The following is a 22454-nucleotide window of genomic DNA, read 5'->3' on the forward strand; positions in this document are numbered from 1 at the left end:
TGAATCGCACGTCCGCGCTCGAGTCGCTTTTGCGTGCGAACAAGGCGCGGTGACTGCCGTGCAGTCATTCTGCACAAGGGAGCCGCAACGCCGTGCGCGCGCAAAAGCGGCCGAGCCCCTGCTCTCAATAGGTTGTGGGGTTGGCACCCCAGGTTCCCCGATCCTGCGTTGCGCCGCTTGCGGGTAGAACCACTACCCGCTGCACGACGCGCCTTGTCTCGGAAAACAGGGGGCACCAACGCGGACGTGCGATTCAATCAGCGTCTCCCCAGGACGGGAAGCCGTTTCTGCTGGTGGACGTGCGCCAGCCGGAGGAGGCGGCCGAGGGTACGATCGAGGGCGCGGTGAATATCCCCCGGCCCAAGCTGGAGGCCACCATTGAATCCCATATGCAGGACCCCCAGCAGCCCGTCGTGGTGTTCTGTGGAGGGCGTGGCCGGTCCCAGCTGGTGGCCGACAGCCTGCGGGCGATGGGAATCGAGGCGCATGTGCTGCGCGGTGGCTATGCGGCCTGGCGGGACGACGGGGCCCGGTAGCGAGCGTACGGGCGGAGCGGGTTCCCGGTGCCGTGACCGGCTGGATCGCTTTTTCGTCGAGACTTGGCTAATCTCGAAGTTCGTTTCCCGGTTTCCGGAAAATCCCTGAATTTCCTGTCTGGCGCGCCTCCCTGAGAGGCGCGTCCTGTATTTGGAGTGTGAACGTGAACAAGCCGAAGATCACTGTCTCTGTCACCGACGTGGAGCGCCTGGACAAGCTGCTGGAGTCGATGCCGGCCGATGCCTTCCCGGGCAAGGCCGATCTCGAGGCCGAGCTGGAACGGGCCGAAGTCGTGGACTCGAAGGCGATCCCGCCGACGGTGGTGACCATGAATTCGCGCGTGCGCTTCCGTGTGATCGAATCCGACGAGGCCTTCGAGATGACGCTGGTCTACCCGCGCGACATGGACGAGAGTGGCGGGACGCTGTCGATCCTGGCGCCCGTGGGCAGTGCCCTGCTGGGGCTGTCTGAGGGGGACGAGATCGAATGGCCGCGTCCGGGCGGCGGCCGGATGCACGTGCGCATTGATGCGGTGCTCTATCAGCCCGAGCGTGCCGGCGAATATCACCGGTAAATGCAGTCGGCTGGTCTACCCCCAATAGCCCTGATGAAACCACTGGCCGCTGCGCAGGCAGCGGAATAGCCACAACCGGCGCCCGCGCGGGTCCCGGGCCAGGGCATAGTCTCGGCGCTGGTCGCGGCCGTGATCCCACCAGCCATCCTCCAGGCGGCCCAGCGGTTGCAGCGCCCCCTGAGGCGCAATCGAGGCCGGGTCCTGCACCCAGAAGGCGCTGCCGCAGACCTCCTGGGAGGGGGTCGCGGTGTTCGTGCGGCGCATGGCCTCGGGTTGCGGGCAGGGTTGCTGGGCGGCCTCCGGCAGCGGGGTCAGGCGGTTTTCCAGGCCGAACACGGCGGCGTTGCCCAGGCGCGCGCGGATACGGGCCGGGGCGGTGGGCGTGATCCCCGTGGCGTGGTCGTCGGGGGCCGTGGCCAGCAGGGCTGCGCCAGTGGTCGGCGGGTCCAGCAGGCGCTCCGCACGCAGGCGCAGGCCGATGACCGGGGCCTCCAGGGTGACGCGTTCCAGCCGGGTCTGCCACAGCCCCAGCCACTGCGTGGCACGGATATCGGGCTCCCCGAGCTCCAGTTCCAGCCGGGTGCGGGTCTCGCGATGCTGCAGGTCCAGGGTCATGCCCTGCAGGCTGCGGCCAATGCCGCGCAGTTGTGCCTCGGCCTGGCGCAGCAGGCGCTTGAGCGGGAAGGCCAGTGCGGTGGTCGCGTGAATCTCGTGGTCGAGGCGCAGAGGCAGGTCCAGTTCCGCCGGTGGACTGAACCGGGGCAGGGTTTCCGGCTGCCGGCCCAGCAGCTGGTCCAGCAGCCGGATCAGTTCGAGGCCGTGGCGCTGCGCCAGGGCATCACGTGACAGTCGCAGCAGGTCTTCCAGCCGCCGCAGTCCGGTGGCCTGCAGGGCCTCGCGGGTGGCGGCGGACAGTGGCAGGGCCTGCAGCGATACCGGGCCCAGGGTGCGGCGCAGGGCCTCCGCGGTTTCCGGAATATCCGGATGCCGCAGCCCGGCCAGCAGGCGTGCGGCGGCCGGACTGCGCGCCAGCCCGATCCGGGCGTGGAAGCCGAGTGCGGCCAGGGTCTGACGGGCCTGCTCCCGCAGTGCCTCCAGCCCGCCGAACAGGCGCCGGCTGCGCCCGACCTCGAGCATGATGCGCTGCGCTGCCGGTTCCGGATGGACGTGGTCGCTGAACTGCAGCAGTACCCCGGCGAGGCGTTCGAGCTGGGCGTGCAGTGCCGCCGGGTCGTATTCGACCAGATGCGGGGTATCCAGCACGGCCAGGGCATCGACCAGGGCCATGCCGGGCCGCACCCCGGCGCGGCGCGCGGCGCGGCTGGCCGCGTGTACCCGCGGGCGCGGGCCGGATTCCACCACCAGCAGCGGCGTACCGCCCGCCGGGGGGGATGCGCTGCGGGCCAGTTGTTCCAGGGCCAGATGCGGCAGCTCGACCGCCATCCACTGGTCGTTTCCGGTGGCAGCCGGAGACGGCGGGCGGGATGGCTCGGGGGCGGGCGCCGGGGGGCTGTCCGGAATCAGGCTCAGCTGGCGCCGGGGCGGACTCGAGCCAGGGGACGAACGGCGGGCAGGGCGGCCCATGCTCAGGTACCGGGCAGCGGGTGTGGATCGGGGATATGCAGGGGCTGCCCCGAACGCGCCCAGCGCCCGTGGCCCTTGAGACTGAGTAGTTGCAGCCCGTCACGAGCCGGCTGCCACTGCAGGCGTTGATGGGCAGGGGAGGGCTGCTGTGCGGCTTGTGGCGGACGGTACAGGATGGCGCAGGCCCGGCTTTCCGCGGCGGCGAGACGCAGGCGGCGCAGCAGGGCGGCCTCCACCGGGCCTTGCAGCCAGGCGAGCAGGGCGCCGAAGGCCGGGTCGCGCAGGCATTGCTCGCCGGCCCAGAGGCGATCACGGTCCGCATCGGCACGGATCAGCAACACGCGTTCGGCGGGGATGCCGAGCGCCTGCCAGCCCGGCAGCCAGGGCGTGGCCGGGGGTGCAATCAGCGCAATCCTGTAGCCGGCCTGGCCGCAGGCCGCCAGCATCGGGGCCAGCAGCCGGGTCTCGCCGCAGCCGAACGGGGCGCCCAGCAGTTCGACCAGCTGGCCGCGTGGCCAGCCGCCCCCCAGGGCCCGGTCGAGCTCCGCGTGGCCGCTGGGCCAGACCGGGGCATCCGGGGCCGGGGTGGCGCTGCGTCCGCGCCAGAGGGCCGGATGGTCGAGCAGGGTGTCCAGCGCGCCCATGAATCCGTGTTTTCCTAGGCCTGGGGGTCGAGATCGCGCAGTACGCCTACACCGATCCCCTCGATGGCCAGCTCCTGGCGTTCCAGGTCCACCTCGATCGCTGCGAAGGCCGGGTTTTCCGGCAGCAGGCGCACCCGCGGGCCGTCCTGCGCGAAGCGCTTTACGGTGACCTCGTCCTCGAGGCGGGCGACCACGATCTGACCAGGCCGGGCCTCCGGGGTCTGGCGCACGGCCAGCAGGTCGCCGTCGAGGATGCCGGCGTCGCGCATGCTCTCGCCATGCACGCGCAGGAGGTAGTCGGGGCGGGCGCGGAACAGGTGTTCATCGACGCGGTAGTGACGCTCGATGTGTTCGGTGGCGAGGATCGGCAGGCCAGCGGCGACCCGCCCGACCAGTGGCAGCGCGGTGGCCTGCACCCGACCACTGCCGGGCAGGCGGATACCGCGGGAGGTGCCGCCCAGCAGTTCGATCGCGCCTTTTTTTGCCAGCGCCTTCAGGTGGCACTCGGCCGCGTAGGGCGAGCGAAAGCCGAAGGCCCGGGCGATCTCGCTGCGGGTCGGTGCCGTGCCCTGGGTGGCGACGGTCTCGGCGATGTAGTCGAGGATGGCCTGCTGGCGTTCAGTAAGCGACACAAGGCGCCCTCCGATAACTGTATATACATACAGTACATCTACGCCCCGCACGAGGACAAGCGAAAAAGGTCAAGGTCAAGGGCGATTCACAGGAAGATGGGAAGATCGGAAGGTTTTTAGGGTGAGGCGTGATCGCAGACGTCCATGTTGTCTCCCCGCCGTGTGTTACGGCACTGCCGTCATATCCACCAATCTTCCAGCCTTCCCATCTTCCTGTAGACCGCCCTTGATTTTGGGCGGTCAGGTGGGGGTGTAGTCGAGTGGCAGGGCGGTGCGGTCGACGACGCGGCGCAGGACGAAGCTGGAATGCACGCTGTCCACGCCCTCCAGGCGGGTGATGCGCCGCAACAGGAAGTCCTGGTAGGCGTCCATGTCGGGGACTACCACCTGCAGCATGTAGTCGGCGGACTGCCCGGTGATCAGGTAGCAGTGCTGCACCTCCGGGTAGGCGGCCACGGCCTCCTCGAAGCGGGCGAAGCGCTCCGGGGTGTGGCGGTCCATGCCGATGTGGATCAGGGCGGTGAGTTCGAGCCCCAGGCGGCGCCGGTCCAGCAGTGCCACACGGCGCAGGAGGATGCCGGCCTGTTCCAGTGCACGCACCCGCCGCAGGCAAGGGGAGGGGCTCAGGCCTACACGCTCGGCGAGCGCCTGGTTGGACAGGCTGGCATCCTCCTGCAGAGTCTCGAGGATGCGGCGATCAAAGCGATCCAGGTGGTGCGGTTCCGGTTTCATGGGTCAGATATTGCGCACAATGGGCTTAAAAGCGCAATAATTGTCCAAAACTAAGGGGATGATAGGAAAAAACGCAAGGTTATGCCGGGGCGTATGCGTTAGAATAATGCACAGACCGAAATCTGCGACGCAGCCCGCCAGGACAGGACCGGCGGCTGCGGTTCAACAGGAGAGAAGCAAGATGGCCTTCGATCACACCAAATATGCCCCGTTCCCGCCGATCGACAAGGCGGATCGCCGCTGGCCGGCGCAGCGCACCACGGTTGCGCCGCGTTTCTGCGCGGTGGACCTGCGCGACGGCAACCAGGCGCTGGTGCACCCGATGAGCGTCGAGCAGAAGATGCGCTTCTTCGAGGTGCTGGTGGATATCGGCCTGACCGAGATCGAGATCGGCTTCCCCTCCGCCTCGCAGATCGACTACGACTTCACCCGCCGCCTGATCGAGGAGGATCGCATCCCCGAGGGCGTGTACGTGCAGGTGCTGACCCAGGCGCGCGAGGACCTGATCCAGAAGACCTTCGCGGCACTGGAGGGCGCACCGCGCGCGGTGGTGCACGTGTACAACTCCACCAACCCGGCGCAGCGCGAGCAGGTCTTCCGCATGGACCGCGACGGCATCCGCGGCATCGCCGAGAACGGTGCGCGCTGGGTGCGTGACTACGCGGCGAAGTACCCGCAGACGGACTGGATCTTCCAGTACTCGCCGGAGAGTTTCTCCACCACCGAGCTGGACTACGCGGTCGAGGTCGTGGACGCGGTGAACGCGATCTGGCGCCCGGATCAGGGCCAGAAAGTCGTGATCAACCTGCCGGCCACGGTGGAATCGGCCACGCCGAACGTCTTTGCCGACCAGGTCGAGTGGTTCTGCGATCACGTGCAGTACCGCGAACACTTCTGCGTGTCGCTGCATACGCACAACGACCGGGGTACCGGCGTGGCCGCGGCCGAGCTGGGCCTGCTGGCCGGGGCCGACCGCCTGGAAGGCACGCTGTTCGGCAACGGCGAGCGCACCGGCAACATGGACCTGGTCACCGTCGGGATGAACCTGTACTCGCAGGGCATCGACCCGACCATCGACCTGTCCGACATGGAGCGGCTGATGGACGTGTACAAGGAGTGCACCGACATGCCGATCCACCCGCGCCATCCGTGGGCGGGCGAGCTGGTCTACACCGCGTTCTCCGGCAGCCACCAGGACGCGATCCGCAAGGGGCTGGCGCACTACAAGGAGAAGGGCGGCCACTGGAACGTGCCCTACCTGCCGATCGACCCGAGCGATCTGGGCCGGCGCTATGAGGAGGTCGTGCGCATCAACAGCCAGTCCGGCAAGGGCGGGGTGACGCATGTGCTGGAGCGCGACTACGGCATCGAACTGCCGCGCTGGCTGGCGATCGAGTTCGCCCGCATCGTGCAGAAGGACGCGGAGACCACGCAGGTCGAGGTCTCCTCGAAGCGTATCCACGAGCTGTTCGAGCAGCACTACCTGACGCCGGTCGCCGGCTGGGATCTGGTGCGCTACGAGATCGAGAAGGAAGGCCCGGTAGTGAGGTTGGACGCGACCATGGGCCCGCCCGGGCGCGAGTCGCGCCTGCATGGCGAGGGCCACGGCGCGGTCGAGGCTCTGACCGCCGCGATGAAGGCCGACCGGGGTGTGGAGGTCAAGGTGAGCCACTTTGACGAGCACGCGATGGAGTCCGGCACCGAGGCGCGCGCCATGGCCGCGGTGGACGTGCAGGTGGACGGCGAACGCTCCGTCGGCGTCGCCCTGGGTGAGGACACGACTGCCGCCACGCTGCAGGCCGTGCTGAACGCCACTGGCCGCCGCCTGGGCGAACGCGCCGCCGAACCGGCCGCCGCCAGCGCCTGATCTCGTGGGCCCCCGGGGGGGGCATTCCGCCCCCCCCTGTGGGAGCGTGCTCGCACGCGAACCGAGCGCACGCCGTCCCCCACCGGCCGTCAGGCCGCTACTTCACCCGCTTCTCCAGCATGTTCTGCATGCGGATCAGGCGTTCCTGGAGCTTCATCGTCTCCTGCTGCAGCTCGTGGATCTCCGAGTGCAGCGCCTTGTTCTCCTCGTGCACGCTGTCGTGGATTATCTGCTGTTCGATCTCCATGGCGCGATCATGCATGCGCTGCATCGCGTCCACGATGATCGCGATGAACAGGTTCAGCACGGTGAAGGTGGCGATCAGGATGAACGGCACGAAGAAGGCCCAGGCCCAGGGGTGTTCCTCCATGACCGGGCGGCCGATGCCCATCGACCAGCTCTCCAGCGTCATGATCTGGAACAGGGTGTACATCGACGCGCCCAGGGTGCCGAACCATTCCGGATGCGATTCGCGGAACAGGCCGGTGGCGATGATCGCGAACACGTAGAAGATCAGTGCCAGCAGACCGATGATCGACACGATGCCGGGGATGGCGCGCAGCAGCGCCTCCACGATAAAGCGCAGCTTCGGCACCATCGAGACCAGACGCAACAGACGCAGCACACGCAGCACCGAGAACGGCCCGGAGGCCGGGATCAGCGCGATCCCCACCACGAAGAAGTCGAACACGTTCCAGGGGTTGCGCCAGAAGCGCAGGCGATACACGAACAGCTTCGCCAGCACCTCGGCCGTAAAAATCGACAGGATGATGGCGTCGGCGCCGAGGATGACCGGGGCCATCCAGCCCATCACGGTCTCGGAGGTCTCAAGCCCCAGGGTCAGGGCGTTCAGCAGGATCAGGCCGATGATGAAGCGCTGGGTCAGCCGGGCCTCGATGAAGCCTTCCAGCCGGGTGCGCAGCGTGGATGTCTCGCTCATGGTCTCGCGGTTCGTTGCAGTGCCAGGGGAGGCGCAAGAGTAGGGTAAAGAAGGGGTTCCGGCAATCGACGGCGCGCCGGCGCCGGCCCGTCAACTGCGCAGGAATCGGGGTGGCCCGGGCGGGTGTGATAGAACGAAGGGGCCGCGGACCGGACCCGAAGGAGACAGGCCATGTGGGACGAGCGCTATGCCACGGACGACTACGTCTACGGCACCGAACCGAATGACTTCCTGCGCACCGCGGTGGCCAACGTGCCACCCGGAAAGGCCCTGTGCCTGGGCGAGGGAGAGGGGCGCAATGCGGTCTATCTGGCGCAGCAGGGTTTTGACGTGCTGGCGGTGGACAGCTCCGCTGTGGGGCTGCAGAAGGCCCAGCGCCTGGCCGAGGATCGCGGCGTACGGATCGAGACCCTGGTGGCGGACCTCGCCGATTACGCGATCGAGCCGGATGGCTGGGACCTGATCACCTCGATCTTCTGCCATGTGCCGGCCCCAATCCGGCGGCGGCTGCATGCCGAGGTGGTCGGGGGGCTGCGTCCGGGCGGGGTGTTCATCCTCGAGGCCTACACCCCGGCGCAACTGGAATGGGGAACCGGTGGCCCGCCGACCGCGGAGCTGATGATGACGCGGGATGCCCTGATCGAGGAGCTGGACGGGCTGGAATTCGAGGAGGCCGTCGAGCGCGAGCGCGACGTGGTCGAGGGGCAGTTTCACACCGGACGCGGCGCGGTTGTGCAGATCATAGGGAGACGCTGATTGAATCGCGCGTTCGCGTTGGTACCCCAGGTTTTCCGAGACAAGCCGCGGCAGGACTGGGGTCAGGGGACTGTCGGTTTTTAGACGCGCTCCCGAGCGCAGTCTGGTCGCAACGATGTCCCGTCAGGGCGTGGCGGGTGGCACCGCGACCCCCGCCGCGCGCAGCCAGTGGCTCAGGGTGATCAGCGGTAGCCCGATCAGCGCGGTGGGGTCGTCACCGGTCATGCGGGCGAACAGACTGATGCCCAGGCCTTCGGACTTGAAGCTGCCGGCGCAGTCCAGGGGCTGGTCCAGCGCGACATAGTGGCGAATTTCGTCCGGCGCGAGCTCGCGGAAGGTCACGGTAAACGGAACCTGATCGACGCGGGTGCTGCCGGTGGCAGTGTCGAGCAGGCACAGCCCGGTGTGGAAGGTGACCGTCTCCCCGGAAAGTGTGGCCAGCTGCGCCTCGGCGCGGGCCGTGTCGCCGGGCTTGCCGAGGATGTCCCCGGCATGGCTGGCATTCTGGTCGGAGCCGATCACAAGGTGGTCGGGGAAGGCGGGGGCCACCGCCCGGGCCTTGGCCTCCGCAAGGCGCATGACCATGGCCGCGGGGGTCTCCTGAGGCAGCGGGGTCTCGTCAACCTCGGGGCGCGCGGTCGCAAACGCGAGCCGCAGGCGCCCGAGGAGTTCGGCCCGATAGGGGGATGTCGAGGCGAGGACCAGCGGACGCGGGGTCTCAGCCATCGTCGGCGTCGATCTCGATCAGCGCATCGTCCGGGTTGGCGGCGGCGCCCTTGCTGGTGTTGACCGCAGCGACCGTTCCCGCGACCGGGGCGGTGATCTCTGACTCCATCTTCATGGCCTCCAGTACCAGCACCGGCTGACCGGCCTCGACCCGGTCCCCCTCGGCCACCAGGACGTCGATGATGGTGCCCGGCATGGAGGTGGTGACATCACCGGGGCGCGTGGCCCGGCGGGATTTCTTGAGGCTGCCACCGCTGGCGGCGGCACCACCGCCAGCGGTGTCGATGGTGTCCAGGGTCTCGATCTGGACCTCTTCCGGCATGCCGTCCACGGTGACGTACATCGGGCGGGTGTCTTCGCGGTGATGGCCGGAGCCGTTCACCTGGATATGGTAGGTCTCGCCGTGGAAGGTGACATTGAACTCGACCGTCGCCGGGCAGCCGGCCTGGGTGTTCTCCGGCGGGTTCAGCGGCTCCGGGGTGAGGGTGCCGTCACGGCGCTGTTCCAGGAACTGGCGCCCGATCTCCGGGAACAGGGCGCAGGTGAGCACGTCCTCGGTGGACTCTGCGCGTTCCCCGATCTCGCGGGCGAGCGTGTCCATTTCGGGCGCGATGCGGTCGGCCGGGCGGCAGTCGATGACCTCGGCATTGCCAATGGCCTTCTGCCGCACGACCGTGTTGATCGGGCCGGGGGCACGGCCGTAGTGCCCGCTCAGGTACTGCTTGACCTCGTTGGTGATGGTCTTGTAGCGCTCGCCGGACAGGACGTTCATCACCGCCTGGGTACCCACGATCTGCGAGGTGGGCGTGACCAGCGGGGGATAGCCGAGGTCTTCGCGAACCCTGGGGATCTCGTCCAGTACCGCGTCGAAGTGTTCCAGTGCATTCTGGTCGCGCAGCTGGTTGGCGAGGTTGGAGATCATCCCGCCGGGGACCTGATTGATCTGGACGCGGGTATCCACGCCGGTGTATTCGCTCTCGAAGCGGTGGTACTTCTTGCGCACCTCGTGGAAGTACAGGCCGATCTCCTGCAGGGCCACCAGGTCCAGGCCGGTGGCGTATTCGGTGTCGGCCAGCGCGGCCACCAGGCTTTCGGTGGGCGGGTGGCTGGTCCCGCCGGCGAACGCGGAGATCGCGGTCTCGATGTGGCGGCAGCCGGCCTCGATCGCCTGCCAGTGACACAGCTCGGACAGTCCCGAGGTGGCATGCGCATGCAGGTGGATCGGCACGTCCACGGCGGCCACCAGTTCGCTCACCAGTTCGCGCGTGGCGGCCGGGGTCAGCAGCCCCGCCATGTCCTTGATGGCGACGCTTTGCGCACCCATGGCCACCAGCTCGCGCGCCAGGTTCACGAACTCGGCCGCCGAGTGCACCGGGCCGGTGGTATAGCACAGCGTGCCCTGGGCGTGGCCACCGGCCGCGCGCGTAGCCTCGATTGCGGTGCGCAGGTTACGGGCATCATTCATCGCGTCGAAGATACGGATGATGTCGATGCCCCCGGCGATCGAGCGCTCGACAAAGGCGCGCACCACGTCGTCGCCGTAGTGGCGGTATCCCAGCAGGTTCTGGCCCCGCAGCAGCATCTGCAGCGGCGTGTTCGGCAGGGCGGCCTTGAGCTGATGCAGGCGGGCCCAGGGGTCTTCCTTCAGAAAACGCAGGCAGGCGTCGAATGTGGCGCCACCCCAGACCTCCAGCGAGTGGAACCCGATCGCATCCAGCTGCGGGCAGATCGGCAGCATATCCTCGGTGCGCATGCGGGTCGCGATCAGGCTCTGGTGGCCGTCGCGCAGGGTGACATCGGTGATGTGAACTCGATCCATGGTCATTCCGGTGTCCGTGCGGCGGGCTGCGGTCTACAGCCCGTGGTGGGCGGCGATCGCGGCGGCGATGGCGACCGCCAGCTGGCGGTCCGAGCGCTTGCCGGGGAAATGCGTCAGTTCCGGATGGGCGGCGACAAACCCGGTATCGAAGCGGCCGCTGCGAAAGGCGGGGTGGTCCACGATGGCCAGATGGAACGGGATGGTCGTCCGTACCCCGAACACGCCGATGTCCCTTAGCGCGCGATTGGCGCGGGCCAGCAGGTCGTCCCATTCCAGCGCCCAGCAGATCAGCTTGGCGCACATCGAATCATAATGCGGCGGGATGGTGTAGCCGGTGTAGATCGCGCCGTCGGTGCGTACCCCGGGGCCGCCGGGCGCGAAATAGCGCGTGATGCGCCCGAAGCTTGGCAGGAAGTCGTTTTTCGGGTCTTCCGCGTTGATGCGGAACTCCATCGCGTAGCCGCGCCGGGTGATGTCCGCCTGCCGGTAGCGCAGGGGTTCCCCGGCCGCGATCCGCAGCTGCTCCTGCACGATGTCCACGCCGGTGATCATCTCGGTGACCGGGTGTTCCACCTGCAGGCGGGTGTTCATCTCCATGAAATAGAAGCTATCGTCGCCGTCCATCAGGAATTCGACCGTGCCGGCATTCTGGTAGCCGACCGCCAGCGCCGCGCGCACAGCCAGCTCGCCCAGGTATTCGCGCTGGGCCTCGTCCAGTTGCGGGGACGGGGCGATCTCCACCAGCTTCTGGTGGCGCCGCTGCACCGAGCAGTCGCGCTCGAACAGGTGAATCGCATGGCCGTGCGCGTCCCCGAGGATCTGCACCTCGATGTGCCGTGGATTGATCACGGCCTTCTCGAGGAAGATCTCCGTACTGCCGAAGGCGCGGGTCGCCTCCGAGCGTACGCGCTCGAAGTTGTGCGCAAGCGCCGCGGCGTCCTCGCACAGCCGGATACCGCGGCCGCCGCCGCCGTTGGTGGCCTTCAGCATGACCGGGTAGTCAATGCGTTCGGCCACTTCCAGCGCCGCCGCCGCATCCGCAAGGTTGCCGTCGGAGCCCGGCGTGACCGGTACTCCGGCCTCGATCATGGCCTGGCGTGCCGCGACCTTGTCGCCCATGCGCCGGATCACGCCGGCATCGGGCCCTACCCAGATCAGGTCGCGCGCGGCGCAGGCGGCGGCGAAATCCGGGTTTTCCGACAGGAACCCGTAGCCCGGATGCACGGCATCGCAGCCGGCCGCGCGCGCCACGCCGATCAGGCGATGGATGCTGAGGTAGCCGCCCATGGAGTCCGGGCCGATGGCGTAGGCCTCATCGGCCTTCTTTACGTGCAGGGCATGGCGGTCGGCATCGGTGTAGACGGCGACCGAGATGATCCCGAGTTCGCTACAGGCCCGGATCAGGCGCACGGCGATCTCGCCCCGGTTGGCAATGAGCAGCTTGCGTATCAAACGGAAGGCCCCGGGCAGGTCGACAAGCCCCGAGTATTGACGTCGTGCGTGGAGGCTGCAAGTTTCTGTTTCGCTTTGACACTCGTCACGCGCGCGCGTATATTCCGCGCCCTTGCAAGCGAGCCGTTTATGAGTCGTATCCCCGTCTCTCTCGATCCGTGGCAACCGCGAGCCCGGCACCTCGAATTCGAGGGCGATCTGCGCCCCGAGGACCTGCCGCGACTGCGTGCCGACGCGCTGCCGGGGCATCCGCTGCGGGTCCATGCGCAGTTCCTGCTGGAGCGCGGGCCGCTGAACGAGATGCGGCTGAGCGGAACGATCACCGGCGAGCTGTGGCTGACCTGTCAGCGCTGCCTGAAGCCCATGGCCTGGGCGTTCGGCCTGCAGCCGGATGCTGTGTTGCAGCCGCCGGAGGGCCTGCCGGTCGAGGTCGGCGAGGATGACGATTGCGTCGAACTCGAGGCCGACGGGCTGCTGCGCCCGGCGGCGTGGATCGAGGAAGAGATCCTGCTGGCCTGGCCGCTGGTGCCGCGCCACGAGAACTGCGAGCCCGCCACCGGACCCGAATTCGAGGAGGGCGAGCGCGGCGACAATCCGTTTGCGGTGCTTGAACAACTCAAGAAGGGAGGTCCCGGAGGGGATGGCCCCTGAGGAAAGCGCGGACTGGCGTTTTCCGAATGTGAACGCGGGCCGGGGCATTGCCCCGGTCAAACCGTTATACTTGCGCCCGTTTCCGTTTCGGGCTCACTCCCGTCGCCACGGGATTTGATTAATCTGGAGATCCATCATGGCTGTTCAGCAACGCCGCAAGACCCGTTCCAAGCGCGATATGCGCCGGTCCCACGACGGTCTTAAGGGCGCTACCCTGTCCACCGACCCGACCACCGGCGAGATCCATCGCCGTCATCACTTGACCCCGGATGGCTTCTACCGCGGTCGTCAGGTGATCCAGCAGGACGTCGAAGTCGACGAAGACGAAGATTAAGGTCCAGGGAATGACCGTCCCGGGGCCACGGCTGCGCCTGCACCGTGGCCTTTCCGTGTTTGAATCCGGCCGTATCGCGGCCGATCGTCGGACCCGAACATGACAGCCAGTTTTACCATCGCACTGGACGTGATGGGTGGCGACCATGGAGCCCCCGTTGTCCTGCCTGCGGCGCGGCGATCCCTGAAGGTCGCGGATGACTTCCGCCTGCTGCTGGTCGGCGACCAGGAGACCATCGAATCGGGTCTTTCCGGCTGGTCGGCGCCCGAGCGCGAGCGCGTCGAGATCGTTCATGCCAGCCAGGTAGTCGGCATGGAGGAGCTCCCGGCGGTTGCGCTGCGCAACAAGCGCGACTCCTCCATGCGTGTGGCCATTGACCAGGTCAAGAACGGCACCGCCCAGGCCTGTGTCTCCGCCGGGAATACCGGCGGGCTGATGGCGACCGCGCGCTACGTCCTGAAGACCCTTCCCGGCATTGATCGGCCGGCCATCGCGACGGCCCTGCCGTCCATGCTGGGGCATACCCACATGCTGGATCTCGGCGCGAACGTCGATGTCGAGGCGGCCCATCTCTACCAGTTCGCGGTGATGGGCTCGGTGCTGGCGAACGCCGTGGATGGTCTCGAGGCCCCGCGGGTCGGTCTGCTGAACATCGGCTCCGAAGCCATCAAGGGCAACGACCGGGTGCGCGAGGCCGGGCGCATGCTCGAGGCCTCCAGTCTCAACTACATCGGTTTCGTCGAGGGCAACGACGTCTACTGCGGCGACGTGGACGTGGTCGTCTGCGACGGGTTTGTCGGCAACGTCGCGCTGAAGGTGAGCGAGGGCGTCGCCAAGATGATTTCCTCGAACATGAAGGCCGAATTCGGCGCATCGCTGTATTCGCGCCTGGCCGGCCTGTTTGCGCTGCCGGTGCTGCGACGCCTGCGCCATCGTTTCGATCACCGACGCTACAACGGGGCCTCGCTGCTGGGGCTGCAGGGCGTGGTGATCAAGAGCCACGGCAGCGCCGACGAGCTGGCCTTCGAGCACGCCATCCGGATTGCCCGCATCGAGGCCGAGGCGAACATCTCGCGGCGTATCGACAAGCAGCTGGGACAGCTGCTGGGGCAGGAGAGCAGCGAGTGAAGCATGCACGTATCAGCGGGACCGGGAGTTACCTGCCGGAACGGATCCTGACCAACGCCGAGCTGGAGGCGATGGTGGATACCTCGGATGCCTGGATCCGCGAGCGCACCGGGATCCGCGAGCGCCACATCGTCGCCGAAAACGAGGTGACCTCCGACCTCGCGCTGAAGGCCGCGGAACGCGCAATGGATGCGGCCGGGATTCGCGCCGCCGATCTGGACCTGATCCTGGTGGCGACCACGACCCCGGACCAGATCTTTCCCAGTACCGCGTGCATCCTGCAGGCCAAGCTGGGGATCGGGGGCTGTCCGGCGTTCGATATCCAGGCGGTCTGCAGCGGTTTTGTGTACGCCCTGGCGACCGCTGATCGCTTCATGCAGAGCGACGAGATCCGGCACGTGCTCGTGGTCGGTGCGGAGACGCTTTCGCGTATTACCGATTACACCGATCGCAGCAACTGCATCCTGTGGGGCGACGGTGCGGGCGCGGTGGTGCTGTCGCGTTCGCCGGACCCGGGCATCATTTCCACCCATCTGCATGCGGATGGCCACCACAAGGGCCTGCTGGAGGTTCCGGGGGGCGTTTCGCAGCCGAGCGATAACCCGGACCTTGCGTTTATCCGCATGGAAGGGCGGGCAGTCTTCCGCGTGGCGGTGAACACGCTGGACCAGATCGTCGACGAGACCCTGGAATACAACGGCATCGACAAGTCCGAGCTGGACTGGCTGGTGCCGCATCAGGCGAACATCCGCATCATCCAGGCGACCGCGAAGAAGCTGAACATGTCCATGGACAACGTGGTCGTCACGGTGGACCGGCACGGCAACACCTCCGCCGCGTCCATTCCGCTGGCGCTGGACACCGCCGTGCGTGACGGGCGCATCAAGAAGGGCGACCTGATCCTGACCGAGGCCTTTGGCGGCGGCTTCACCTGGGGTTCCGCGCTGATCCGGATGTAGCGCACGCCGACCGGGCAATACTGAACAGCGTTTCCCGGCAGGAAAGAGATCACCCGGCAGTTCGCCGCAAGACGGGAGTCGACGACATGGGGCGCGAGATCGAACGCAAGTTCCTGCTGGCCAGTGATGCCTGGCGCGGGGGTGTCGTGCGCGCCCAGCGCATGCGCCAGGGGTATCTCTGTGGCAACGACCGCGCCTCCATCCGCGTCCGCGTGGACGAGGAGGGCGCCAACCTGAATATCAAGAGCGCGACCCTGGGCGTGGAACGCGACGAATACCAGTACCCGATCCCGGTGGACGAGGCGCACCGCCTGCTGGACACCCTTGCAGGCCCGCAGGTCGAGAAGACCCGCTACTGGGTCGACGTCCAGGGCTGGGAGTACGAGATCGACGTGTTCGAGGGGGCCAACGCCGGCCTGATCGTCGCCGAACTGGAACTGCCGAGCAGCGATGCCGAGTTCCCGCGCCCCGACTGGCTGGGCGAGGAGGTCTCCCACGACCCGCGCTACTACAACACCGAGCTTGCGCGTAATCCCTACCGCGACTGGTCGGATGCCTCCTGAGCCGCCCGCGATCTTCGCCGCGGACTGTCGCGCCTGCCCACGCCTGGCCGCGTTTCTGGAAGACGTGCGCACGAAGCATTCCGATTACCATGCCGCACCGGTGCCAGCCTTCGGGCCGCTGACGGCGCGCCTGCTGATCGTCGGGCTGGCGCCCGGGATGCATGGCGCCAATGCCACTGGACGCCCGTTCACCGGCGACTATGCGGGGGTGCTGCTGTACGAGACGCTGCATGCGCACGGCTTTGCCAGCGCGCCGGAGAGCACGAGCGCGGACGATGGACTGGAACTGATCGACTGCCGCATTACCAACGCGGTGAAATGCCTGCCGCCGCAGAACAAGCCCACCACCGAAGAGATCCGCACCTGCAACGGCTTTCTCGCGGCCGAGATTACGGCGATGCAGCCGCAGGTGATCCTGGCGCTGGGCAAGATCGCCCACGATGCCATCCTGCGCGCGAAGGGCCTGCCGCTGTCCAGCCTGCGGTTCGCCCATGGCGCGGAGCACACGCTGGATGCGGAGACCCGCCTGGTCGACTCCTACCACTGCTCGCGTTACAACACCCAGACCCGGCGCCTGACCCCGAAAATGTTCCACGACCTGTTCGCCCGCATTCGCAGCCACCTCGGCTAGCCAGCGCGGCCCGGCCTGCGTTGCCACGGCATACGCGGGCAGCCTGCATTCGGCGCACCCGAGGTGGCTGCTCCGGCAGCGGTTCCTGGGCGCACACGCCGCAGTGCCTATGCCGGGTGTCGGGGCAGTTCCGGTATCCTGAGGGCATCATGAGTACCCCCGAGACCGGATTCGACCCCAAGACCTTTCTGCAGACGCTGACGCAGTCGCCCGGTGTCTATCAGATGCTGGATGGCGCCGGTACGGTTCTTTATGTGGGCAAGGCGCGCAACCTGAAAAGCCGCGTCGCCAGCTACTTCCGTGGCAGTGACGACCGCGGGCCGCGCATCCGCTCGATGGTGCGCCAGATCGCGGATATCCGCGTGGCGGTCACGCACACCGAGGCCGAGGCGCTGCTGCTGGAGGCCAACCTGATCAAGCGTCACCGGCCGCGCTACAACGTGCTGCTGCGTGACGACAAGAGCTACCCCTACATCTTTGTGTCCAGTCAAGAGTACCCGCGCCTCGGCTTCCACCGCGGCGCGAAGAAGAAGGGGGTGCGCTACTTCGGCCCGTATCCGTCGGCGGGCGCGGTCCGCGAGAGCCTGGCGCTGTTGCAGAAGCTGTTTCAGGTGCGTCAGTGCGAGGACAGCGTGTTCGCACATCGCTCGCGCCCCTGTCTGCAGTATCAGATCGGGCGCTGCACCGCGCCCTGCGTGGATTACATCAGCCCCGAGGAGTACGCCCGCGACGTCGAGTCCTCGGTGCAGTTCCTGCAGGGCAAAAGCGATACCGTGATCGCGGATCTGATGCAGCGCATGGAGGCCGCCTCGGAACGGCTGGACTTCGAGCATGCCGCCCGCCTGCGCGACCAGATCGCGCGGCTGCGCCAGATCTCGGAGCAGCAGTTCGTCGCCGGCGGTGAGGGCGAGGCCGATGTGTTCGCCCTGGCCCGCGCGGGCGGCACGGTGGCCGTGGAGATCTTCTTCGTGCGCGGCGGTCAGAACCTGGGCAATGCCGAGCTGTTTCCGAATGTGCCGGATGCCACCGAGACCGACGAGATCATGACCGCCGTGCTGGCGCAGTACTACGCCGAGCGCGAGCCGCCGGCACGGGTGCTGCTGTCGCACGCGCCCGACGGCGCCGAAGGCCTGGAGGCCTTCCTGGCCGAGCGCCGTAGCGGGCGCAAGGTCAGCCTGGCGTGGTCGCTGCGCGGTGAACGCGCGCGCTGGCTGGAGATGGCGCAGCGCAACGCGGAACTGGCTCTGAAAACGCGCGTGGCCAGCCAGGCCGGGCAGAGCGCGCGCCTGGATGCACTGACCGCCGCACTGAACCTGGAGTCCCCGCCCCGGCGCATGGAGTGCTTCGATATCTCGCATACCGGGGGCGAGGGCACCGTCGCCTCGTGCGTGGTGTTCGGGCCCGAGGGGCCCATCAAGTCGGATTACCGCCGATTCAACATCGAGGGCATCGAACCGGGGGACGACTATGCCGCGATGCACCAGGCCCTGAGCCGCCGCTTCGCGCGCCTGAAGAAGGGCGAGGGCCAGGAACCCGACATCCTGTTCATTGATGGGGGCAAGGGTCAGGTGACCCAGGCCCTGAACGTGCTGGCGGATCTCGGCCTCGACCACATTCTGGTGGTCGGCGTAGCCAAGGGCGAGGAGCGCAAGCCGGGCATGGAAACCCTGATATTGAGCGGTGTAGAGGCCCCCTCTATACTGCCCGCGCATTCGGGTGCGCTGCATTTGATCCAGCAGATCCGCGACGAGGCTCACCGCTTTGCGATCACCGGGCACCGCGCCCGCCGTGCAAAGGCGCGCAAGGAGTCGACCCTGGAGGCGATCCCGGGGCTGGGTCCGAAACGGCGCAGCGCATTGCTGAAGCATTTTGGAGGCCTACGCGGGGTCAGTCGGGCCGGAGTCGAGGAGCTGGCCAAGGTGCCGGGGATCCATCGGCGTCTCGCGCAGTCGATCTACGACCAGTTTCACGAGAGTTAAGGAACCACTGATTAATGTGCACGCTCGCGTTGGCACCTCAGGTTTTCCGAGATAAGGCGCGGTGCGCAGCCGGTAGTGGTTCTACCGGCAAGTGCCGCAACGCAGGATCGGGGAACCTGGGGTGCCAACCCCGAAGGGGCTCCGGCGTTGCGGTTCGCTTGTGCAGAATGACTGCACGGCGGTCACTGCCCATTAAACGCACGCAAAAGCGACTCGAGCGCGAGCGTGCACATTAATCAGTGTTTCCTTAAGCTACTGACATGTTTCCCCAACTGCCCACCTGGCTGACCTGGTCGCGGATCGTAATGATCCCTCTGCTGGTGGCAGCGTTCTACGGCCTGTCGATGCCGCTTGCTGGCATCGTCGCGGCGGTGATCTTCGCCCTTGCGGGCGCCACCGACTGGCTGGATGGCTATCTGGCCCGGCGCTGGGAGGTGACCAGTCGGTTTGGGGCCTTCCTCGACCCGGTGGCGGACAAGCTGATCGTGGCCGCGGCACTGGTGCTGGTGGTGGACCACAACCCGGGGCTGGGCCTGGCGCTGGCGGCGATCGTGATCATCGGGCGCGAGATCGCGATTTCCGCGCTGCGCGAGTGGATGGCGGAGATTGGCGGAAGCGCGAAGGTCGCCGTGTCCTGGGTGGGCAAGGTCAAGACCACCGCGCAGATGGTGGCGATCTTCCTGCTGCTGTGGGCCGAGCCCATCGCTGGCCTGCCGACCTTTCGCATTGGCGAGTGGCTCCTGTATCTGGCAGCGGCCCTCACGCTGGTGTCGATGATCCAGTACATGCTGGCCGCCGCGAACAATCGCTGACCCGCCATTGCCTGGGCGCCGCCGGGCTTCTGCTTGGGCGCCGCCGGGCTTCCACCGTGCGGCGACATCGCTGCGCCGAGCGTTCCGCCTGGCCGCCGTTCGGCGATACACTGCGCGGATTGACCGCCTGTCGCCAGCGGAATACACATGCCCGATCCCCAGATCGATCTCGACAATATCCAGACGCTGGAGGCGCTTCAGGGTCTGCTTCCCGGCTTCGTGTACCAGCTGCGCAGGGAGCCTGACGGGCATTTCGTCTGCCCCTATGTCGGCAAGATGGCGGAGCGCTGGTTCGGCGTGGACCGGGAGGCGCTGAAGGTCGACGGCGCGCCTCTGCTGGACTGCATCCACCCGGACGACCGCGAGCGGGTCATGCGCTCCAGGATGGAGCCCGTGGAGCACGCGGAACCCTGGAGTATGGAGTTCCGTATGCGTTGTCACGGGGGCGGGGAGATGTGGCTGTCCGCCTACGACACCGTGCGCCGGCTCGATGACGGGGCGATCGTCTGGACCGGGTTTGCGGTCGAGGTAACCGAGCGCAAGCAACTGGAGGCTTCACTGCGTCAGAGCGAGGCGAAGTTTCGCGCCTTCGTGGAGACGGCCAGCGACGTGATCTATTCGCTACGCCCCGACGGTGTGCTGAGCTATGTATCGCCCAACTGGACCGAAAACCTCGGTTACCCGATCAGCGCTGCCATCGACCACGCCATCGACGAGTACGTCTCGCCGGAGGACCTTCCGGCCTGCTACTCCTTTCTCGAGGGGATTGCCCGCACCGGGCAGAAAGCCTCGGGCATCGAATATCGTATCCGTCACCAGGATGGGCATTACCGCTGGCACACCAGCAACGTGTCGCCGGTGCTGGACGAGGAGGGCCGCGTCACCGAGTTTCTCGGTATCGCGCGCGATATCACCGAGCGCAAGGCAACCGAGGAGCAGATGCAGCGTCTGGCCCATTACGACCCGCTCACGGACCTGCCGAATCGCACCCTGTTTTACCAGATCCTCGAGCACGAACTGACGGGCGCGCGCCGTGCAGGGCAGCCGGTGGCCCTGATGTTCGTGGACCTCGACGAGTTCAAGCCGGTAAACGATCAGTACGGTCACGCGGTGGGGGATCTCCTGTTGCGGCAGGTGGCGCAGCGTATGACGGGTGCGATACGCGAAAGCGACGTGGTCGGGCGCATTGCCGGTGACGAGTTTGTGGTGATGCTGCCGCGCTTCCAGTCGATCCAGGAGAGCCGGGCGCAGGCTGCCGTGGTGGGCGAGAAGATCCGCACCGCCCTGGCGGGGCCGTTTGACTGCGACGGGGTCGAGGTGCGCATTTCCTGCAGTATCGGGATCGCGCTGTTCCCGCTGGATGCCGACGATGGCCCGGCATTATCGCGGGCGGCCGATGCGGCGATGTATGTGGCCAAGAACGCCGGGCGCAATCAGGTGGTCGTGTATGACCGTGCGGTGCACGATTCCGGAGTCGTTGGATACCGTGGGTATTGACGTGCCCGTAATCTGCGGTAGAATACGCGCCGTTAGTGAAGAGCGGGAATAGCTCAGCTGGTAGAGCACAACCTTGCCAAGGTTGGGGTCGCGAGTTCGAATCTCGTTTCCCGCTCCAACAGATTCCTGAAACCCCGGTTCGGCCGGGGTTTTCTGTTTCGGCCACTGGAGAGGCGCAGGCCCTTCCGGTCCGGAACCCGCCGTTCAAGGCTGGGTGGCAGAGTGGTTATGCAGCGGACTGCAAATCCGTGTACGCCGGTTCGATTCCGACCCCAGCCTCCATTGCAGCATCTGTACAGGGCCGCCCTCCGGGGCGGCCCTGTGCGTTTGGGTGTTGTTGTCCGCAGACGCCGCAGCGGGCATCCTCGGGGCGGTCGTGCCCAATCATATGGGGCAGCAGGTGCCGTAGTGTTTTCCTTGGGATGAATTGATGCAGGAAGAGGCAACCGGCGGGGCGCAGTTCGATGCGGCGCAGTTGATGGCGCGCAAGCGCGTCGTGTACCTGGTGGCGCTGGCCGGTGGCATTGCGATCTTCCTGCTGAGCTGGCTGATCCGCGGCCCGGACGATCCCTTCCTGACCTACCTGTATCCCGCGTTCGCGGCTCTGCTGGCGGTGTTCTGGCTCGGACTGTGGCGCTATCCCGAAGCGCTGGCGCGGCTGGAGCCCTGGATGCTGGGGCTGGTTGCGGTGATCATCCTCGGCCGCCTGGCCTGGCATTTCCACGCCGGCGGCCCGGTGGATGACCATCTGCTGGTACTGGCCGGGGGGCACTACTGGGCGGTCGGGATCGTGATCCTGGCCGCCTTTGTAATGCTGGAGCATCGCCAGGGACTGTGGGCGGGGCTTGCGATCCTCGTACTGGCCACGGCCATTGCCGTCACCGGCGTGGCCGGAGAGGTCATGCGGGATGAGGTTTCCACCCAGTCGCTGGTCTACCTGCTGCGCGTGCACCTGTTCCTGGGGGTGCTGCTGGTGCTGGCCAGCATTGCGACCTCCATGCGCGACACCGTCAAGGATGCGCTGGTGCGTTCCGAGGTGATGGCCCGGGCCGCCCGTACCGATGCCCTGACCGGGCTCGCCAACCGCCGTGCGGCCGAGGCCTTTCTGCAGCGCCAGGCCGCTGCGGTCGAGCGCTACGGCCGGCCGGTCGCCGTGATCAGCATGGACATCGACCATTTCAAGGCGGTCAACGATACCCACGGCCATGCCAGGGGCGACGCAGTAATAGCCGGCGTCGCGCAGCGTCTGCAGGACAGCGTGCGCGAGCCGGATCTGGTGGCGCGCTGGTGCGGCGAGGAGTTCCTGATCGTGGCCCCGGAGATCAGCGCAGCAAAGGCCCGGCATCTGGCCGAACGCTGCCGGGAGGCGATTGCGCGTGCTTCCATCGCGGGTGTCGCGGTGACCGGTTCGTTCGGCATCACCGCGTTTCGCCCCGGCGACTCCCTGGACGCGGTGCTCGGGCGCGCCGACAACATGATGTATCAGGCCAAGCAACACGGCCGTGACTGTGTGTTTCACGAGCAGGAAAACCCCACCTGATGGCTGCGCGGGCGAGCCCGTACCCGTTTTCGGGCAGGCATGCCGCAGGCGTGGCACTATGCCCAAGTGGGTCGCAGCGGGGGGAGTGGGTGAGCGT

21 protein-coding genes, 2 tRNA genes and 1 pseudogene are annotated in these 22454 nt (G+C 67.2%); 16 read left to right on the forward strand and 8 right to left on the reverse strand.

All coding sequences use genetic code 11. The features are described 5' to 3' along the window. Window positions 1-269 precede the first annotated feature (269 nt). Together D000_RS13485 and rnk are read left to right on the forward strand one after the other, a co-directional pair. Window positions 270-536 (forward strand): annotated as a pseudogene (locus D000_RS13485) (rhodanese-like domain-containing protein); the annotation flags it as partial. 164 nt (window positions 537-700) lie between these two features. Next, the gene (gene rnk, locus D000_RS0109255) at window positions 701-1111 is read left to right on the forward strand and encodes a nucleoside diphosphate kinase regulator (protein WP_018873253.1); all 411 of its coding nucleotides are present in this window, start codon (window positions 701-703) and stop codon (window positions 1109-1111) included. A gap of 15 nt (window positions 1112-1126) precedes the next feature. On the opposite strand, the gene D000_RS0109260 is transcribed toward rnk, so the two are convergent. The 4 genes from D000_RS0109260 to D000_RS0109275 form a co-directional block, all read right to left on the reverse strand. Further along, window positions 1127-2554 carry a DNA polymerase Y family protein gene (locus tag D000_RS0109260; RefSeq protein ID WP_018873254.1) on the reverse strand — a complete coding sequence of 476 codons (1428 nt, stop codon included), beginning with the start codon at window positions 2552-2554 and terminating at the stop codon, window positions 1127-1129. 143 nt (window positions 2555-2697) lie between these two features. Beyond that, a complete protein-coding gene (imuA, locus tag D000_RS0109265) occupies window positions 2698-3339 on the reverse strand; it encodes a translesion DNA synthesis-associated protein ImuA (protein WP_018873255.1) in 642 nt (213 codons plus the stop codon). A 14-nt stretch (window positions 3340-3353) separates the two neighbouring features. Next, window positions 3354-3971 carry a transcriptional repressor LexA gene (lexA, locus tag D000_RS0109270; protein ID WP_018873256.1) on the reverse strand — a complete coding sequence of 206 codons (618 nt, stop codon included), beginning with the start codon at window positions 3969-3971 and terminating at the stop codon, window positions 3354-3356. A 240-nt stretch (window positions 3972-4211) separates the two neighbouring features. Further along, on the reverse strand, window positions 4212-4703 hold the full coding sequence (locus D000_RS0109275; protein WP_018873257.1) for an Lrp/AsnC family transcriptional regulator: 492 nt from the start codon (window positions 4701-4703) through the stop codon (window positions 4212-4214). Between the two features lie 181 nt (window positions 4704-4884). Here D000_RS0109275 and D000_RS0109280 point away from each other — a divergent pair, with 181 nt between their 5' ends. Beyond that, complete coding sequence (locus D000_RS0109280; protein ID WP_018873258.1) at window positions 4885-6570, forward strand: 2-isopropylmalate synthase; 1686 nt, start codon at window positions 4885-4887, stop codon at window positions 6568-6570. Window positions 6571-6667: 97 nt separating this feature from the next. Here the strand turns inward: D000_RS0109280 and D000_RS0109285 are convergent, their stop codons facing one another. Further along, window positions 6668-7510, reverse strand: coding sequence for an ion transporter (locus D000_RS0109285; RefSeq protein ID WP_018873259.1), 843 nt, complete (start codon window positions 7508-7510; stop codon window positions 6668-6670). 171 nt (window positions 7511-7681) lie between these two features. Between D000_RS0109285 and D000_RS0109290 the strand changes: the two genes are divergently transcribed. Continuing rightward, window positions 7682-8266 carry a bifunctional 2-polyprenyl-6-hydroxyphenol methylase/3-demethylubiquinol 3-O-methyltransferase UbiG gene (locus tag D000_RS0109290; RefSeq protein WP_018873260.1) on the forward strand — a complete coding sequence of 195 codons (585 nt, stop codon included), beginning with the start codon at window positions 7682-7684 and terminating at the stop codon, window positions 8264-8266. A gap of 123 nt (window positions 8267-8389) precedes the next feature. Here the strand turns inward: D000_RS0109290 and D000_RS0109295 are convergent, their stop codons facing one another. From D000_RS0109295 to D000_RS0109305, 3 genes are read right to left on the reverse strand one after another with little or no spacing between them, the layout of a single operon-like run. Continuing rightward, a complete protein-coding gene (locus D000_RS0109295; RefSeq protein ID WP_018873261.1) occupies window positions 8390-8992 on the reverse strand; it encodes a nucleoside triphosphate pyrophosphatase in 603 nt (200 codons plus the stop codon). After that, entirely contained in the window at window positions 8985-10811 is a 1827-nt protein-coding gene (oadA, locus tag D000_RS0109300; RefSeq protein ID WP_018873262.1) for a sodium-extruding oxaloacetate decarboxylase subunit alpha, read from the reverse strand. The genes D000_RS0109295 and oadA overlap by 8 nt, the downstream gene beginning before the upstream one ends. A gap of 33 nt (window positions 10812-10844) precedes the next feature. Continuing rightward, window positions 10845-12263 (reverse strand): acetyl-CoA carboxylase biotin carboxylase subunit, encoded by a 1419-nt coding sequence (locus D000_RS0109305; RefSeq protein ID WP_018873263.1) that lies wholly within the window; start codon window positions 12261-12263, stop codon window positions 10845-10847. A 129-nt stretch (window positions 12264-12392) separates the two neighbouring features. On the opposite strand from D000_RS0109305, the gene D000_RS0109310 reads away from it, so the two are divergent. From D000_RS0109310 to D000_RS0109365, 12 genes are all read left to right on the forward strand, one after another. Then, on the forward strand, window positions 12393-12914 hold the full coding sequence (locus D000_RS0109310; protein ID WP_018873264.1) for a DUF177 domain-containing protein: 522 nt from the start codon (window positions 12393-12395) through the stop codon (window positions 12912-12914). 136 nt (window positions 12915-13050) lie between these two features. Beyond that, window positions 13051-13248 (forward strand): 50S ribosomal protein L32, encoded by a 198-nt coding sequence (gene rpmF, locus D000_RS0109315; RefSeq protein WP_018873265.1) that lies wholly within the window; start codon window positions 13051-13053, stop codon window positions 13246-13248. 99 nt (window positions 13249-13347) lie between these two features. Beyond that, a complete protein-coding gene (plsX, locus tag D000_RS0109320; protein ID WP_018873266.1) occupies window positions 13348-14376 on the forward strand; it encodes a phosphate acyltransferase PlsX in 1029 nt (342 codons plus the stop codon). Next, the gene (locus tag D000_RS0109325; RefSeq protein WP_018873267.1) at window positions 14373-15335 is read left to right on the forward strand and encodes a beta-ketoacyl-ACP synthase III; all 963 of its coding nucleotides are present in this window, start codon (window positions 14373-14375) and stop codon (window positions 15333-15335) included. Before plsX ends, D000_RS0109325 begins: the two co-directional genes overlap by 4 nt. An 86-nt stretch (window positions 15336-15421) precedes the next feature. Beyond that, a complete protein-coding gene (locus tag D000_RS0109330) occupies window positions 15422-15898 on the forward strand; it encodes a CYTH domain-containing protein (protein WP_018873268.1) in 477 nt (158 codons plus the stop codon). Next, window positions 15888-16529: a uracil-DNA glycosylase gene (locus D000_RS0109335; protein ID WP_018873269.1), complete on the forward strand. Its 642-nt coding sequence runs from the start codon at window positions 15888-15890 to the stop codon at window positions 16527-16529. The genes D000_RS0109330 and D000_RS0109335 overlap by 11 nt, the downstream gene beginning before the upstream one ends. 149 nt (window positions 16530-16678) lie before the next feature. Beyond that, window positions 16679-18508 carry an excinuclease ABC subunit UvrC gene (gene uvrC / locus D000_RS0109340; protein ID WP_018873270.1) on the forward strand — a complete coding sequence of 610 codons (1830 nt, stop codon included), beginning with the start codon at window positions 16679-16681 and terminating at the stop codon, window positions 18506-18508. 260 nt (window positions 18509-18768) lie between these two features. Further along, window positions 18769-19320, forward strand: coding sequence for a CDP-diacylglycerol--glycerol-3-phosphate 3-phosphatidyltransferase (pgsA, locus tag D000_RS0109345; protein ID WP_018873271.1), 552 nt, complete (start codon window positions 18769-18771; stop codon window positions 19318-19320). Between the two features lie 147 nt (window positions 19321-19467). Continuing rightward, the gene (locus D000_RS0109350) at window positions 19468-20817 is read left to right on the forward strand and encodes a GGDEF domain-containing protein (RefSeq protein WP_018873272.1); all 1350 of its coding nucleotides are present in this window, start codon (window positions 19468-19470) and stop codon (window positions 20815-20817) included. A gap of 42 nt (window positions 20818-20859) precedes the next feature. Continuing rightward, window positions 20860-20935, forward strand: a tRNA-Gly gene (locus tag D000_RS0109355). 90 nt (window positions 20936-21025) lie between these two features. Next, window positions 21026-21099, forward strand: a tRNA-Cys gene (locus D000_RS0109360). A 148-nt stretch (window positions 21100-21247) separates the two neighbouring features. Next, entirely contained in the window at window positions 21248-22357 is a 1110-nt protein-coding gene (locus D000_RS0109365; RefSeq protein ID WP_018873273.1) for a diguanylate cyclase, read from the forward strand. The last annotated feature ends 97 nt before the right edge of the window (window positions 22358-22454 follow it).

Source organism: Thioalkalivibrio sp. ALJ16, assembly GCF_000377345.1.
GTDB lineage: Bacteria > Pseudomonadota > Gammaproteobacteria > Ectothiorhodospirales > Ectothiorhodospiraceae > Thioalkalivibrio.

Coding starts and splice junctions, on each gene's coding strand:
- D000_RS0109260 (WP_018873254.1), bottom strand. CDS start 2,554: ATGGCGGTCGAGCTGCCGCATCTGGCCCTGGAACAACTGGCCCGCAGC.
- imuA (WP_018873255.1), bottom strand. CDS start 3,339: ATGGGCGCGCTGGACACCCTGCTCGACCATCCGGCCCTCTGGCGCGGA.
- D000_RS0109275 (WP_018873257.1), bottom strand. CDS start 4,703: ATGAAACCGGAACCGCACCACCTGGATCGCTTTGATCGCCGCATCCTC.
- D000_RS0109280 (WP_018873258.1), top strand. CDS start 4,885: ATGGCCTTCGATCACACCAAATATGCCCCGTTCCCGCCGATCGACAAG.
- D000_RS0109285 (WP_018873259.1), bottom strand. CDS start 7,510: ATGAGCGAGACATCCACGCTGCGCACCCGGCTGGAAGGCTTCATCGAG.
- D000_RS0109290 (WP_018873260.1), top strand. CDS start 7,682: ATGTGGGACGAGCGCTATGCCACGGACGACTACGTCTACGGCACCGAA.
- D000_RS0109295 (WP_018873261.1), bottom strand. CDS start 8,992: ATGGCTGAGACCCCGCGTCCGCTGGTCCTCGCCTCGACATCCCCCTAT.
- oadA (WP_018873262.1), bottom strand. CDS start 10,811: ATGGATCGAGTTCACATCACCGATGTCACCCTGCGCGACGGCCACCAG.
- D000_RS0109310 (WP_018873264.1), top strand. CDS start 12,393: ATGAGTCGTATCCCCGTCTCTCTCGATCCGTGGCAACCGCGAGCCCGG.
- rpmF (WP_018873265.1), top strand. CDS start 13,051: ATGGCTGTTCAGCAACGCCGCAAGACCCGTTCCAAGCGCGATATGCGC.
- plsX (WP_018873266.1), top strand. CDS start 13,348: ATGACAGCCAGTTTTACCATCGCACTGGACGTGATGGGTGGCGACCAT.
- D000_RS0109330 (WP_018873268.1), top strand. CDS start 15,422: ATGGGGCGCGAGATCGAACGCAAGTTCCTGCTGGCCAGTGATGCCTGG.
- D000_RS0109335 (WP_018873269.1), top strand. CDS start 15,888: ATGCCTCCTGAGCCGCCCGCGATCTTCGCCGCGGACTGTCGCGCCTGC.
- uvrC (WP_018873270.1), top strand. CDS start 16,679: ATGAGTACCCCCGAGACCGGATTCGACCCCAAGACCTTTCTGCAGACG.
- pgsA (WP_018873271.1), top strand. CDS start 18,769: ATGTTTCCCCAACTGCCCACCTGGCTGACCTGGTCGCGGATCGTAATG.
- D000_RS0109350 (WP_018873272.1), top strand. CDS start 19,468: ATGCCCGATCCCCAGATCGATCTCGACAATATCCAGACGCTGGAGGCG.
- D000_RS0109365 (WP_018873273.1), top strand. CDS start 21,248: ATGCAGGAAGAGGCAACCGGCGGGGCGCAGTTCGATGCGGCGCAGTTG.